The organism is Actinomadura miaoliensis, from assembly GCF_039536785.1.
GTDB classification, from domain to species: Bacteria; Actinomycetota; Actinomycetes; order Streptosporangiales; family Streptosporangiaceae; genus Spirillospora; species Spirillospora miaoliensis.
The window spans coordinates 1-13,874 of record NZ_BAAAZG010000062.1 but is presented as its reverse complement, the minus strand read 5'-3'; the positions used below and the strand labels follow the sequence as shown (position 1 = coordinate 13,874).

Genomic DNA, 13,874 nt, shown 5'->3' with positions numbered 1-13,874 from the left:
CCGGTTCCGCTGCCCGTCGCCGGGGCGCAACGATGGCGCTGTGACGGGGAGCGGCAAGACCTCCCACGCCGGGCGGATCGCCGCCCGGCTGGCGGCGTGGCCCGGGGTGAGCAAGGTCCGCGCCGACTGCGGCATCGGCATCGCCCTGCAGGCCGGCGGCAGGCAGATCGTCCATCTGCACTGTGACGACGAGGCCGAGCTGCGGCTGACGCGCCCGGTGGTGGAACGCCTCGGCGGCGCGCTCGCCGAGTCCGGGCGGGTGGCGATCCGGGCGGGCGGCGAGTGGGTCGCGGTGCGGCTCGACACCGACTCCGACGTGGCGCTGGTCGTGTCGCTGGCCAGCGTGGCGATCAAGGCGAACACCACGCCGTCGCCGCCGCCGTCGCCACCGCCGTCGAAGGCGTCCTCGCCGTGCGGCGCGGCGGTGCGGCCGCCGTCGGCCGCGCACACCGGCCGCCTGCGCCGCCTGACCGCGGTCATCCCCGGCGCCGGCCCGCGCCCGCCCCTCTGAGGGTCATCTGATCCCGAAGACGTGCGTGACGTGCGGGGTGTCGACGAGGGTGTGCGGCACCAGCGCGTGGTACGCCCACACGTGCACCCAGGCGTTGCCCGTCCGCACGGTCAGGGTCGTCTTCACCATGCCCGGCGGCACATAGGTGAACAGCAGGAAGACGATCGACAGCGCCGCGTGGCCCGGGGAGTCGAAGACCGTCCAGGCGTCCCACAGGTGCATCGCCGCGTAGGTCAGCCCGCCGAGGACGACGGTGGCGGCCACCGAGCCGGTCAGCCGCAGGAAACGCGGGACGAGCAGGCAGTAGATGAACACCATCGCCGGGAGCACCGCGCCCAGCAGGAACAACGCGAAGGTGAGCGGCACGCCGAGCGCCAGCTGCGCGCCGTCCAGGCCCACGATCGCCGGTCTGAGCGCGGCGAACTGCACGACCGACTCGACCAGCAGCACGACCGCGACGAGCCGGGCGTCGGCGCGCCGGTCCCGGGAGGTCAGGTTCAGGGCGGCGGCCGGGTGGCGGCGGCCGAACCACAGCAGCGGGACGACGCCGTAGACGGCCGCGTTGTAGCAGGCCCAGGTGAGCGCCTCCGCGGGCGCGACGTGCTCGTGCGTGCCGAAGACCGATCCGGCGAGGTGGAAGCCGAACGGATGCCAGCCGAACGCGCGGGCCAGGACGAACCCGCCGAGCAGCCCGCACGCGCCGTACGCCAGCAGCAGGAGGGTCTCGCGAAGCGCCGCGCGGCGGCCGGGGGCGCGCGCCGCCAGTTCGGGGACGGGGACGGCGCGGCGGCGGGTCAGCGCGTACGCCAGGGCGATGATCAGCAGGGCTTCCAGGGCCCTGAGGTCGGCGTCGAGCACCTGCCCGGCCGCCGACCGGTCGCCGACGCCGGGCCAGTCGAAGGGGAGCGCGCGCCCGGCGGCGGCGAGCGCGACCGCGTTGGCGGCCACCCAGCCGAGCAGGGTGATCACGATGACGCGACGGCGCCGGCGGTCGCGGGGCCGGAGGGTGGGCGGGGAGTCCTGGCGTGGGGTGGTCGTCGGCATGGCGGTTCTCCGTCCGCGCAGTTTTTAGCACGACTGTGCTATATCAGCGGATGGTAGCACGACTGTGCTAGAAAGGGGGCATGCCGAAGGTGGTGGACGCCGAGCGGCGGCGGCGCGAGGTGGCCGAGGCGGTGTGGCGGGTGATCCGGCGCGACGGCCTGGAGCACGCGTCGGTGCGCAACGTGGCGCGCGAGGCCGGGCTGTCGATGGGTTCGCTGCGGCACTACTTCGCCAGCCAGGGGGAGCTGATGACCTTCGCCCTGCGCATGGTGATCGAGCGGATCGAGCGGCGGGTGGCGGCGCTGGACGCCGGGCCCGACCCGCGGCGCCGCGCCGAGCTGGTGCTGGCCGAGCTGCTGCCGCTGGACGCCGACCGCCGCGCCGAGAACGAGGTGTGGCTGGCGTTCACCGCGCGCGCCATGGTGGATCCGGAGCTGCGCGCGCTGCGCGAGGAGGGCCACGACACGCTGCTGGCGGGCTGCCGCCGGATCGTCCGCGACCTGCTGCCCGCCGGCACGCCCGGCGAGGACGTCGAGATCGAGGCCCAGCGGCTGCACGCCCTCGTCGACGGGCTCGCCGTGCACGCGGCGATGCGTCCGGACCTGCACACCCCCGAGCGGCTGGCGGCCCTGGTGTCACGGCACCTGGACCGCCTGCGGTGAACCGCCTGAGGTGACGGGTCAGCGCAGCAGGGCCGCCAGGGCCTCGGCGGCGCGGTGGCAGTCGGCGAACGTGCAGTACAGCGGCGCCGGGGCCAGGCGGACCACGTCGGGCTCCCGGGCGTCGGCGATCACCCCGGCCTCGTCGGCCAGCCGGCGGACCAGGCCCGCGGCGTCGGCCACCCGGATCGACAGCTGGCAGCCGCGCCAGGCGGGATCGGACGGCGTGATCACCTCCAGGCCGTCGATCCCGGCGAGCCGGTCGGCCAGGTAGCCGGTCAGGCGGCGGCTCTTGGCGCGCAGCGCGTCCATGCCGACCCGGTCGAAGATCCGCAGCGAGGCCAGCACGGGCGCCATCGCCAGGATCGGCGGGTTGGACAGCTGCCAGGAGTCGGCCGAGGCGACCGGCACGAAGTCCGGCGCCATCGCGAAGCGGGTGGCCGGGTCGTTGCCCCACCAGCCCGACAGGCGCGGCAGCGAGGCGTCCCGGACGTGGCGTTCGTGCACGAAGCAGCCCGCCACCGCGCCGGGCCCGCCGTTGAGGTACTTGTAGGAGCACCAGGCGGCGAAGTCGACGTCCCAGTCGTGCAGGCGCAGCGGAACGTTCCCGGCGGCGTGCGCCAGGTCCCAGCCGACGACGGCGCCGGCGGCGCGGCCCGCCTTGGTGATCGTCGGGATGTCCATGAGCTGCCCGGTCAGGTAGTTGACGCCGCCGAGCAGGACCAGCGCGACGCGGTCGCCCTCGCGTTCGAGGCGGCCGACGACGTCCTCGGTGCGCAGGTGCTCCTCGCCGGGGCGGGGCCGCAGCCGCACCACCGTCTCCGCCGGGTCGAGGCCGTGGTGCACCGCCTGACTGCCCACCGCGTAGGAGTCGGACGGGAACGCCGAGTCCTCGATCAGGATGCGGGTGCGGTCCCCGGCGGGCCGGTAGAAGGTGGCCATCATCAGGTGCAGGTTGACCGTCAGCGAGTTCATCGCGACGACCTCGTGCGGCAGCGCGCCGACCAGGCGGGCGGCGGGCTCGCGCAGCAGCTCGTGGTAGCCGACCCAGGGGCGGCGCCCGTGGTGGTGGCCCTCGACGGCCAGCCGCGCCCAGTCCAGCAGCTCCTCGTTGACCAGCTGCGCGGCGGCGCGGGGCTGCAGGCCGAGGGAGTTGCCGGCGAAGTAGGCGGCCTCGCCGCCGTCCGGGGCCGCCGGGACGTGGAACTCGGCGCGCAGCGTCGGCAGCGGGTCGGTCTCGTCCAGCCGCCGCGCCTCGGCGGCGCCGGGGTCCTCGGACGGCAGGAAGTCCATGTGGGGCATTCTCACCAGTTCTTGTTCTCGTGGGGCGGTCGCGGGCTCGCCGGGGTGATTCCCCGTCAGGGCGCGTCCAGGGCGAAGAAGGCGCGGGCGTTTCCGCCGAGCAGGGCCGCGCACTCGTCGTCGGTGAGGCCGGCGCAGGCGCGGATGACGGCGCCGGGCTCGACCTCGCCGAGCGGGAAGGGGAAGTCGGTGCCGAGCATCACCCGGTCGGCGCCCATGACGTCCACCAGCAGGCGCAGCGCCCGCGGGTCGAACACGGCCGAGTCGACGTGGAAGCGGCCGGTGTAGGCCGAGGGCGGGCGGGGCGAGTCACGGCGGACGATGTCGCGGTTGCGCCAGGCGTTGTCGGCGCGTCCCAGCAGGTAGGCGAAGCTGCCGCCGCCGTGGCAGAAGCACAGCCGCAGCGTCTCGGGCAGGCGCTCGAACGCGCCCGACAGGATGAGCGTCAGGATCGACAGCTGCGTCTCGGCGGCCATGCCGACCAGCCACGGCAGCATGTAGCGGCCGTTCATGCGGTCGTCGCCGAGCATGTCCCAGGGGTGCACGAGGACGGGCACGCCCTCGTCGGCGCAGTGCGCCAGGAAGTCGACGATCGCCGCGTCGTCGAGGTACCGGGCGCCGACGTGGTTGCCGATGTGCACGCCGCGATGTCCGGCCGCCGCCGCCTTGGTGACCATGGCGCAGGCCGTCTCGACGTCCTGCAACGGCACCTGGCACAGGGGGACCAGGCGGCCGGGGGCCTGCGCGCAGTAGTCGAGGATGCGCTCGTTGACCAGCTCGCACCAGTCCGCCGCGCGCGCGGGCTCGGCCGCGTATCCGAACATCAGCGGCGTGGACGACACCACCTGCACGTCCACCCCGGAACGGTCCATGGCGGCCAGGCGCGCGTCAGCGTCCCACAGCTCGGCGCGCACGGGACGGTACTCGTCGTCGCCGCTCATCATCATCCCGGTGCCGTCGCCGTACTCGCGCAGCCACGGCTCCCCCGCGCCCGCCAGCAGCCGGGCCTCGGCGCGCGACACGCGGGGGAAGACGTGGGCGTGGACGTCGATGACGGTGTGCGCGGACGTTGGCGTGTTCATCGGGTCTGGGGTCGCATGTGCTCGGGCCATTCCTTGCCGGGGTGGACGGCACCGCAGTGGGGGCACCGGCGGTCGCCGTTGTAGAAGCCCTGGAACACCGGGGGCAGGTCGTCCACGATCGACCGGACCTGCAGTTCGGCGCGGTGCACCAGGTGGTGGCACTCGGTGCAGTACCACTCGAACGCCTCGCGCCGCCCCTCCGGGCGGGCGATCTCCACGACCAGTCCGACGCTGCCCGGCTCGGGGCGCTGCGGCGAGTGGCGCACGTGCGGGGGCAGCAGGAACACCTCGCCCTCGCCGATCTGCACGTCGACCGGGGGCCGCCCCTCCTCCTCCATGACGCGCAGCACCATGGTGCCCTTGAGCTGGTAGAAGAACTCCTCGGTGGGATCGTCGTGGAAGTCGGTGCGCTGGTTGGGGCCGCCGACCACCATGACGATCATTCCGGCGTCCTCCCAGACCTGGACGTTGCCGACCGGCGGCCTGAGCAGATCGCGGTGCTCCTCGATCCAGCGGGCGAAGTCGAACGGTCGCCCGTGCGACAGTTTCGGCAGTGTCCTGGGCACGGTCATGTTCCGGCCTCCTCGTGGGGGCTTCGGTCCCGGTCGGAGTTGCGGTCGCGGTCCTGCGGGATGTGGGCCACGCACGACATCTCGATGAGCAGGTGCGGGTGCGGAAGCTGGTGCACCGCGACGGTGGTGCGGGCCGGGCCGGTCTCGTCGAAGTACTCGCCGTAGACCTCGTTGTACCCGCCGAAGTCGTTCATGTTCACCAGGTACGTGGTGACGCTGACCAGGTCGGACAGGTCTCCCCCGGCGGCGCGCAGCAGGTCGCGGACGTTCTCGACGACCGCCCGCGTCTGCTCCCGGATGTCCAGGTCGGTGACGCCCATGGCGTCGGCGCGCGCGCCCGCGAACGTGCCGTCGGGCCGCCGCGAGCTCGTCCCGGACACGAACACCAGGTCGCCCGCCCGCTTGAGGTGCGGGAACCGGCCGCGCGGCCGGGCCTTGCCGTCGACCAGGTAGGCCTCGTTCACCGCGCGGTCACCTCCACGCCGCCCAGGCCCGCGCCGGTGACGCGGACGTGGGCGCTCTTGGGCAGCGGGACCGCGGCGGTGGCGGCCCCGGCGAGCACCACCCACCCCGGTTCCAGGGTGATCCCGGACGCGGCGGCCAGGCGGGCCGCGGCGCGCAGCGACCGGACCGGGTCGCCGAGGATCGCGGCCGACGAGCCGCTCTGCGCGGGCCGCCCGTCGATCTCCATCAGCAGCCCGACGTTGGACACGTCCCGCGGCCGGTGCCAGGGCCCGACGGCGAACCGGGCGGCCGAGGCGTTGTCGGCGACGACGTCGGGCAGCGTGAACGAGAAGCCGTCGTAACGGGAGTCGAGGATCTCGTAGCCGACCGCGACGGCGTCGATCGCGGCGTCCGCCTCGGCGGGCGAGCGGATCTCCCGGCCGATCAGGAAGACGATCTCCGGTTCGATCCGGGGGTGGATGAGCCGGGAGACGTCCACGTCCGGCCCGGCGGGCATCGCGTCGGTGAGCAGGCCCCAGATCACGTCGTCGACGCCCATCTGGATCATCTTGGCGCGGCTGGTGAAGCCCATCTTGACGCCGGCGAGCCGTTCGCCGCGCGCCCGGCGCCGCTCGATGACGGCGTGCTGGACGGCGTACGCGGTGGGCACGTCCAGGTCCGCGGAGTCGGTGAGCCTCGGAATGGGCCGCACGTCGCGTTCGGCCGCCTCCAGCGCCTCGGCCAGCGCGTTCACATCGGTCACGACTCCTCCTCGGCGGATTCCTTCGCGAAGGCGACGCGGACGTCGCCGAGGCCGTCGATGCGGGCCTCCAGCACGTCGCCGGGCGCCGGGGGGACCATCGGGCCGAGCGCCCCGGTCAGGACGGTGTCGCCCGCCCGCAGCGGGGTGCCGAGGGCGACCATCGCGTCGGCCAGCCACAGCGCCGCGTTGAGCGGGTGGCCCAGGCAGGCGGCGCCGGTGCCGGTGGACACCTGCTCGCCGCGCCGCTCCAGCACCATGCCGCACAGCCGCAGGTCCACGTCCGCCAGCCGGACGGGCCGGTTGCCCAGCACGTACATGCCGGAGGAGGCGTTGTCGGCGACGGTGTCGGCGAGCGTGATGTCCCAGTCGCGGATGCGGCTGCCGGCGACCTCGATGGCGGGCAGCGCGAACGCGGTGGCGCGGATGATGTCGGCGACGGTGTGCCGCTCGTGCGTCAGGTCGCGGTCCAGCACGAGCGCGACCTCGGCCTCGGCCCGGGGCTGCAGCACCGTCCCGGCCGGGATCTCCGCGCCGTCCGGCACGGCCATGTCGGCGAACAGCGCGCCGCAGTCGGGGCTGTCCACGCCGAGCTGCCGCTGCACGGCCCGCGACGTCAGGCCGATCTTGCGGCCGGTCAGGCGGCGCCCCCGGGCCAGCCACCGCTCGATGAGGCGGCGCTGCACGGCGTACGCGGCGTCGGGGCCGTCGATCAGGTCGCGGACGGGCGCGCACGGGGTGCCGGAGGCGTGGGCGCCGAGGATGCGGTCGGCGGCGGCCTGGACGCCGGCGGCGGTGGGGTGTGTCGTCTCGGTCACGGGCTCGCTTTCTAGATCTGCACGCAGACGTTCACGGGTTCGGAGAAGAAGTCCAGGGAGTACTCTCCCCCCTCGCGGCCGATCCCGGACGCCTTGACCCCGCCGAACGGGGTGCGCAGGTCGCGCAGGTTCCAGCAGTTGACCCAGACGATGCCCGCCTCGACGCGCGGCGCCACCCGGTGCGCCCGCGACAGGTCGCTCGTCCACACGGTGGCGGCCAGGCCGTAGGGGCTGTCGTTGGCCAGGCGCACCGCCTCCTCCTCGGTGTCGAACGGCGCGACGTGGCACACCGGCCCGAAGATCTCCTCGCGGACGACCCGGGCCGTCTCGGGCAGCCCGGTCAGCACGGTCGGCTCGACGTAGAAGCCGCCGTCGCGCCGGTCGCCGAACGCGGGGACGCCGCCGCCCGCCGCCACCGTGGCGCCCTCCTCCACCGCCAGCCGGTAGTACGACAGCACCTTGTCGCGGTGCGCGGCGGAGATCATCGGGCCGTAGTCGCGCAGCGCGCGGGCGCGTTCGGCGAGCGCGGCGGTGAACTCGGCGAAGACCGGGCGTTCGACGTAGACGCGTTCGGTGCACAGGCAGATCTGCCCGGAGTGGGTGAACGTCGAGCGGACCGTGCCGTCCAGGGCTTTGTCCAGGTCGGCGTCGGCGAAGATCAGCGCGGGGTTCTTGCCGCCCAGCTCGAACGAGACCGGCGTGACGTGCTCGGCGGCGTTGCGCATGATCGCCGCGCCGGTGGCCGACTCGCCGGTGAACGCGATCGCGTCCACGCCGGGGTGGCCGGTCAGGAACTCCCCCGCCGCGCCGGGGCCGTGCCCATGCACGAGGTTGAACGCGCCCGCCGGCAGCCCGGTCCCGTGGATCACGTCCGCCAGCAGCGTGGCCGTGGACGGCGTCTGCTCCGACGGCTTGGCCACCACCGCGTTCCCGGCCGCCAGGGCGGGCGCGACCTTCCAGGTGAGCAGCAGCAGCGGCAGGTTCCACGGGGAGATGACCGCGACCACCCCGAGCGGGCGCCGCACGGTGTAGTTGAGCGCCTCGCCGGTGCCGCCGCTCCAGCCCGGCACGCGTGTGGTGTAGGCGTGCTCGCCCCGTCCGTACAGCAGGTCGGCGTAGGCGCGGAAGTTGCCGACGGCGCGCGGGATGTCGACGGTGGCGGCCAGGTCGCGGGGCTTGCCGGTGTCGGCGGCCTCGGCGTCCACGAACTCCTCGAACCGCGCCTCGACGCCGTCGGCGATCTCGCGCAGGGCGGCGGCCCGGTCCTGCGGGGAGGCGGCGCCCCAGGGGCCCTGGAGCGCCCGCCGGGCGGCCCGGACGGCCGCGTCGACCGTCTCGCGGGACGCCTCGGGCACCCGGCCCCGCTCGGTGCCGTCCACCGGGTCGATCAGCGGGAAGTCGCGCTCGCCGTCTCCGCTGAACGCGCCGCCGACGTAGTGCTCAGGCTTCATGGTCATCCCTCGGACGGGTCCCCGCGCGCACGGGCCGGACACTGCGATGATGCGCCCCGTCAGCTATACCTGACAAATACTCTTTGCCTTCGCGGCTATCACGAGATGGTGATAGGAAGGCGGCATGCGACCGATCGACCTGCTCAACGGGCGGCTGAAGCTGCGGCATCTGGTCCTGGTGGTGGCGATCGCCGACCACGGCAGCGTGCTGCACGCCGCCCGGCACCTGCGGCTGGCGCAGCCCGCGGCGACCCGCAGCCTGCGCGAGGTCGAGGACGTGCTCGGCGTGGAGCTGTTCACCCGGGGGCCGCGCGGGGTCACGCCCACCCTGTTCGGCGAGGCGTTCGTCGAGCACGCCCGCGCCGTGCTGGCCGAGCTGCGCCGCGCCGGGGAGCGCATCGCCGAGCTGGCCGACGCGCGGGTCGGCACGGTCACCATCGGCACCCTGCTCGCCGGGTCGAACGTGCTGCTGCCGCGCGCCATCGCCGCGCTGAAACGCGACCGCCCCGGCATCACCGTGATCGTGCGGGAGGCCACGTTCGACGTCCAGGCGCCGCGCCTGCTGGACGGCGAGCTCGACCTGATCGTGGGCCGCCTCAACCCCATCGACGACCTGCGCGGGCTGCGGCAGGTCACCCTCTACGGCGAACCGGTCCGCCTGGTCGCCCGCCGCGACCACCCCGCCCGGCGGCGCCGCGGCCTCGCGCTGCGCGACCTGCTGGACTACCCGTGGGTGCTGCCCCTGGAGCAGACCGCGCTGCGCCAGGAGCTGGAGCAGGTGTTCCGCGACGAGGGCCTGCCGCCGCCGTCCGACCTGGTGGAGTGCACGTCGATCCTGACCGTGCGCACCCTGGTCCGCGACACCGACATGATCGCGGCGCTGCCCGAGCTGGTGGCGGTGACCGACGGCGAGATCGCCCCGCTGCCCGTGCCGCTGGAGCCGGTGCGCCGCCAGGTCGGCGTGACGCTGCCGGACGGACGCCCGCTGACGCCCTCGGCCCGGCTGATGCTCGACCACCTCCGGCGGGAGGCGGCCGCGCTCACCGGCCGGTTCGAGCGATGAGCCCCAGCAGCGCCCGGCTCACCGCGGAGCCGGCGTCGGCCAGGTCCAACACCACGTCGAAGTGGTTGCGCTCCGGGACGACCAGCAGTTCGGCCGCCTCGCCCCAGTGCCGGTGGAACCCGCGCGACTGCTCGACGAACCCGGTGCCGTCGTCCTCGGCCACCGCCACCACCGCCGGGCAGCGCCGTCCGGCCGGCAGCAGTCCGGGGCTGAGCCGGGCCGCCCTCCGCACGTCCAGGCCGAGCCACTCGTTGACGTAGACGCGCACCAGGGGCCGTATGTCGAACAGCCCGCTGAACGGCATGGCGGCCTTGACCACGTCCGGGGGCAGCCCGAGCGCGTCCTGCCAGCCGTCCACCATGAGCATCCCGGTCAGGTGCCCGCCCGCCGAACTGCCGCCCACCACGATGCGCTCCGGGTCGAGCCCGTGGTGCGCGCCCTCGCGGTGGACCCAGGCGACCGCCGCCCGCACCTGCCGGACGATCTCCTCCAGCGTCGCCGCGGGCGCCAGCGTGTAGTCGGGCACGACGGTCGCGACGCCCTGCTCCCACAGCATCCGCGCCATGAACGCCGAATCGTGCCGCGACAACGCCCGCCAGTAGCCGCCGTGGACGAACACGAACACCGGTCTGAGGTCGGGGCCGGTGCCCCAGACGTCGAGGCGCTCACCACTGGTCTCGTCGTACACGACCCCCGGATGCCCGGGCAGCCCTTCCACGGCCTCGTCCGACATCCGCCGGTAGCGGGTCATGAGGCGCGCGAACTCGTCCTCCCCCGCCTTGCGCCGCACGTTGTAGGCGACGTCCAGCTCCTCGTCGGACAGCTCCCGCCCCGGCCAGTCCTCCAGCGACACGGTCATGCCCCCAGCCTCCGCCGCCCGGCCGGCGCAATCAAATACCGTTACGGGCGTCCGCTATAACGAACCGGGACGACCCTCGTCCCACACCGGCTCGTCGGCCTCGTACACCGCGCCGTCGCCGCCGAAGATCAGGTAGCGGTCGAAGTCGTCGGCGAACCAGCGGTCGTGCGTGACCGCCAGGACGGTGCCGGAGAACCCCTCCAGCCCGTGCTGCAGGGCCTCGGCGCTCGCCAGGTCCAGGTTGTCGGTGGGCTCGTCGAGCAGCAGCAGCGTCGCGCCCGACAGCTCCAGCAGCAGGATCTGCAGCCGTGCCTGCTGCCCGCCCGACAGCGTCTCGAACGGGCGCCGTCCCGCGGGCGCCAGCTCGTAGCGCGCCAGCGCCGCCATCGCCTCGTTCAGCGTCAGCGCGTACTCGGTGGTGATGATGTCGGCGGGGGTGCGCCCGTGCAGTTCAGGACGGGCGTGCGTCTGGACGAAGTGCCCGGGCGACACCCGCGCCCCGAGCCTGGCGACACCGGTGTGCGCGACGTCCTCCCCCGCCAGCAGCCGCAGGAACGACGACTTCCCCGAGCCGTTGGACCCGAGCACCGCCACCCGTTCCCCGTACCAGATCTCGGTGTCGAACGGCCGCATCAGCCCCGTCAGCTCCAGGCGCTCGCACGTCACCGCACGCTTGCCGGTGCGTCCGCCCCTCAGCCGCATGCGCACGTTCTGCTCCTTGGGCGCCGCCCGGGGCGGCCCCGCCTCCTCGAACCTGTGCAACCGCGTGCGCGCCGCCTGGTAGGCCGACGCCACCGCGTCGTTGTTGGCGGCGCGCTGCCGCAGCGTGTGGACGAGCCGCCTGAGCCTGGCGTGCTCCTCGTCCCACCTCCTGCGCAGCTCGTGCAGACGCTCGGTGCGTTCCCTGCGCGCCTGCGCGTAGGTGGCGAACCCGCCGCCGTGCACCCACACGTCCCCGCCCTCCACGGTGACGATGCGGTCGGCGGCGTCGGCGAGAAGCCGCCGGTCGTGGGAGACAAGCAGCACGGTCTTGGACGTGCCGGTCAGCCTTTCGGCGAGCCACTGCTTGCCGGGGACGTCCAGGTAGTTGTCGGGCTCGTCCAGCAGCAGCACGTCGTCCGGGCCGCGCAGCAGCGCCTCCAGGACGAGCCGTTTCTGCTCCCCGCCCGACAGCGTGCCGACGGGACGGTCCTTCGCCCGCTCGTAGGGCAGCCCCAGCGCGACGGTCGTACAGGTGTCCCAGACGACCTCCAGCTCGTATCCGCCCGCATCGGCGTAGTCGTTGATGGCCTCGGCGTATGCCAGCTGCGACGCCTCGTCCTCGCCGAGCGCGCGCTCGGCCCGCGCCAGCCGCCCGGCCGCCGACCGCACCCGTCCGGGCGCCACCGACACCAGCAGGTCGTGCACGCTCCGCCCGTCCCGCACGCTGCCGATGAACTGCCGCATGACGCCCAGCCCGCCCGACACGCCCACCACGCCGTCCGCCGGGCTCAGCTCGCCCGCGACCAGCCGCAGCAGCGTCGTCTTGCCCGCCCCGTTCGGGCCGACCAGGGCGGCCTTGGCGCCCTCGCCGATCCGGAACGACACGTCGTCCAGCAGGGGACGGCCGTCGGGCAGCACGTAGGTCAGCCGGCTCACCTCGACATGTCCCACGACGCTCCCTCGTACACTGTTCGAGTAACTCGACCAACGATCCGGTACCGGCTCAATGTACTAGGCTCGCCCGCATGACCGACAGCGTGTGGCTCAGACCGCGCAGGGCCCGGCGCGACGCCCCGCCCCTGACCCGCGAGCGCATCGTCGCCGAGGCCGTGGCGCTGCTCGACGAGGAAGGCCCCGACCGCCTGACCATGCGCCGCCTCGCCGAACGCCTCGGCACCGGCTCGACGACCCTCTACTGGCACGTGGAGACCAAGGACGACGTGCTCGACCTCGCGCTCGACGCGATCCTCGGCGAGTTCCCCGTGCCCGCCCGCACCGGCGACTGGCGCGCGGACGCGACCGCCCTGCTCGGCGAGTGGCGCGCCGCCATGCTCCGCCACCCGTGGTCGGCCGCGCTGCTGGGCCGTCCGCTCCTCGGCCCGAACGTGCTGGCCCGCACCGAGTACCTGCACGCCGTCCTCGTCGACGCGGGGTTCACCGGCCCCCGGCTCGTGGCCGCCGCCTACGGCCTGGCCAACTTCGTCGTCGGCTCGGCCCTGATGCAGGTCAGCTCGACCGGCGAGGACCAGACCCGCCGGACCGCCGACGAACTGCTGGCCCGCCACCGCGACCTCTACCCCACCCTCGCCGCCCACGGCCACCCCAGCGCCAACGACTGGGACACCGCCTTCACCCAGTCGCTCACCTGGCTCCTCACCGGCATGACCCCGGACTGAGCGGAGAAGGCGATCGCGGGCGGGGGGATCGTCCGGAAAGATGGGGCCTCGAAGACGTCGGCCCCTGCCGGAAAGGCGATCCCGCTGTGCCCGAGAGTCAACCGCTGAACGGCTCCGACCCGCGCCGGCTCGGCCCGTACCGCCTGCTCGGACGGCTGGGGCGGGGCGGCATGGGCACGGTGTACCTCGGCGAGGACGGGCGCGGACGGCACGTCGCGGTCAAGGTCATCAATCCCGAACTCGTGCAGGAGGAGCCCTTCCGCGCCCGGTTCGTGCGGGAGGTCACGGCGGCGCGGCGGGTCCGGCCGTTCTGCACGGCGCCGGTGCTGGACGCCGACCTGACCGGCGACCCGCTGTACGTCGTCACCGAGTTCATCGACGGGCCGACGCTGGACCGCGCGGTGCGCGAGGGCGGGCCGCTGACCGGCTCGAACCTGGACGCCCTGGCCGTGGGCACCGCGACCGCGCTGTCGGCCATCCACGGCGCCGGGCTGGTGCACCGCGACCTCAAGCCGTCCAACGTGCTGATCTCGCCGTACGGGCCGCGCGTCATCGACTTCGGGATCGCGCGGGCGCTGGACGCGACGTCCGCCACCCGCACCGGGCAGCTCGTCGGCACCCCCGCCTACATGGCGCCCGAACTGCTGCGCGGCGGCGAGCTGACCCCGGCGGCCGACGTGTTCTCCTGGGGGTGCGTGCTGGCGTTCGCCGCGTCCGGGCGCCCGGCGTTCCCCGGCTCCACCGTCGAGGAGATCCTCTTCCGGGTCGTGAGCGATCCGCCGAGGCTGGACGGGCTGACCGGCCCGCTGCGCGAGCTGGTCGAGCAGGCCACCGCGAAGGACCCGGCGCGGCGGCCGTCCGCCGGCGACCTGCTGCACCGGCTGACCGGCGGCCGGGACGCCGCGGCGGCCGCGCGCACGGTGGCCGAGCA

At 74.2% G+C, this 13,874-nt stretch carries 15 protein-coding genes; 5 read left to right on the top strand and 10 right to left on the bottom strand.

From position 1 onward, the window contains the following. Positions 1-40: 40 nt before the first annotated feature. On the top strand, positions 41-511 hold the full coding sequence (locus ABD811_RS38760; protein ID WP_344957798.1) for a luciferase domain-containing protein: 471 nt from the start codon (positions 41-43) through the stop codon (positions 509-511). Between the two features lie 3 nt (positions 512-514). Here the strand turns inward: ABD811_RS38760 and ABD811_RS38755 are convergent, their stop codons facing one another. Next, on the bottom strand, positions 515-1,555 hold the full coding sequence (locus tag ABD811_RS38755; protein WP_344957796.1) for a hypothetical protein: 1,041 nt from the start codon (positions 1,553-1,555) through the stop codon (positions 515-517). Positions 1,556-1,635: 80 nt separating this feature from the next. Here ABD811_RS38755 and ABD811_RS38750 point away from each other — a divergent pair, with 80 nt between their 5' ends. Further along, positions 1,636-2,217 carry a TetR/AcrR family transcriptional regulator gene (locus ABD811_RS38750; protein WP_344957794.1) on the top strand — a complete coding sequence of 194 codons (582 nt, stop codon included), beginning with the start codon at positions 1,636-1,638 and terminating at the stop codon, positions 2,215-2,217. Positions 2,218-2,235: 18 nt separating this feature from the next. On the opposite strand, the gene kynU is transcribed toward ABD811_RS38750, so the two are convergent. From kynU to ABD811_RS38715, 7 genes are all read right to left on the bottom strand, one after another. Further along, complete coding sequence (gene kynU / locus ABD811_RS38745; RefSeq protein WP_344957792.1) at positions 2,236-3,507, bottom strand: kynureninase; 1,272 nt, start codon at positions 3,505-3,507, stop codon at positions 2,236-2,238. Between the two features lie 65 nt (positions 3,508-3,572). Next, positions 3,573-4,598: an amidohydrolase family protein gene (locus ABD811_RS38740; RefSeq protein WP_344957790.1), complete on the bottom strand. Its 1,026-nt coding sequence runs from the start codon at positions 4,596-4,598 to the stop codon at positions 3,573-3,575. Then, positions 4,595-5,170, bottom strand: coding sequence for a 3-hydroxyanthranilate 3,4-dioxygenase (locus ABD811_RS38735; RefSeq protein WP_344957788.1), 576 nt, complete (start codon positions 5,168-5,170; stop codon positions 4,595-4,597). The genes ABD811_RS38740 and ABD811_RS38735 overlap by 4 nt, the downstream gene beginning before the upstream one ends. Next, positions 5,167-5,634 carry a RidA family protein gene (locus ABD811_RS38730; protein ID WP_344957786.1) on the bottom strand — a complete coding sequence of 156 codons (468 nt, stop codon included), beginning with the start codon at positions 5,632-5,634 and terminating at the stop codon, positions 5,167-5,169. Before ABD811_RS38730 ends, ABD811_RS38735 begins: the two co-directional genes overlap by 4 nt. Beyond that, positions 5,631-6,377, bottom strand: a complete 747-nt coding sequence (locus tag ABD811_RS38725; RefSeq protein ID WP_344957784.1) for a 2-keto-4-pentenoate hydratase — start codon at positions 6,375-6,377, stop codon at positions 5,631-5,633. The genes ABD811_RS38730 and ABD811_RS38725 overlap by 4 nt, the downstream gene beginning before the upstream one ends. Continuing rightward, positions 6,374-7,192, bottom strand: coding sequence for a 2-keto-4-pentenoate hydratase (locus ABD811_RS38720; protein WP_344957782.1), 819 nt, complete (start codon positions 7,190-7,192; stop codon positions 6,374-6,376). Before ABD811_RS38720 ends, ABD811_RS38725 begins: the two co-directional genes overlap by 4 nt. A gap of 11 nt (positions 7,193-7,203) precedes the next feature. Beyond that, entirely contained in the window at positions 7,204-8,643 is a 1,440-nt protein-coding gene (locus tag ABD811_RS38715) for a 2-hydroxymuconic semialdehyde dehydrogenase (protein ID WP_344957779.1), read from the bottom strand. 124 nt (positions 8,644-8,767) lie between these two features. On the opposite strand from ABD811_RS38715, the gene ABD811_RS38710 reads away from it, so the two are divergent. Then, positions 8,768-9,706, top strand: coding sequence for a LysR substrate-binding domain-containing protein (locus ABD811_RS38710; protein ID WP_344957777.1), 939 nt, complete (start codon positions 8,768-8,770; stop codon positions 9,704-9,706). On the opposite strand, the gene ABD811_RS38705 is transcribed toward ABD811_RS38710, so the two are convergent. Together ABD811_RS38705 and ABD811_RS38700 are read right to left on the bottom strand one after the other, a co-directional pair. After that, entirely contained in the window at positions 9,684-10,565 is an 882-nt protein-coding gene (locus ABD811_RS38705; protein WP_344957775.1) for an alpha/beta hydrolase, read from the bottom strand. The genes ABD811_RS38710 and ABD811_RS38705 overlap by 23 nt on opposite strands. 54 nt (positions 10,566-10,619) lie before the next feature. After that, positions 10,620-12,218 carry an ABC-F family ATP-binding cassette domain-containing protein gene (locus tag ABD811_RS38700; RefSeq protein ID WP_344957773.1) on the bottom strand — a complete coding sequence of 533 codons (1,599 nt, stop codon included), beginning with the start codon at positions 12,216-12,218 and terminating at the stop codon, positions 10,620-10,622. Positions 12,219-12,292: 74 nt separating this feature from the next. Between ABD811_RS38700 and ABD811_RS38695 the strand changes: the two genes are divergently transcribed. Together ABD811_RS38695 and ABD811_RS38690 are read left to right on the top strand one after the other, a co-directional pair. Further along, positions 12,293-12,943: a TetR/AcrR family transcriptional regulator gene (locus tag ABD811_RS38695; RefSeq protein ID WP_344957772.1), complete on the top strand. Its 651-nt coding sequence runs from the start codon at positions 12,293-12,295 to the stop codon at positions 12,941-12,943. 86 nt (positions 12,944-13,029) lie between these two features. After that, the coding region (locus ABD811_RS38690; RefSeq protein WP_344957771.1) for a serine/threonine-protein kinase at positions 13,030-13,874 on the top strand (845 nt) is incomplete at its 3' end.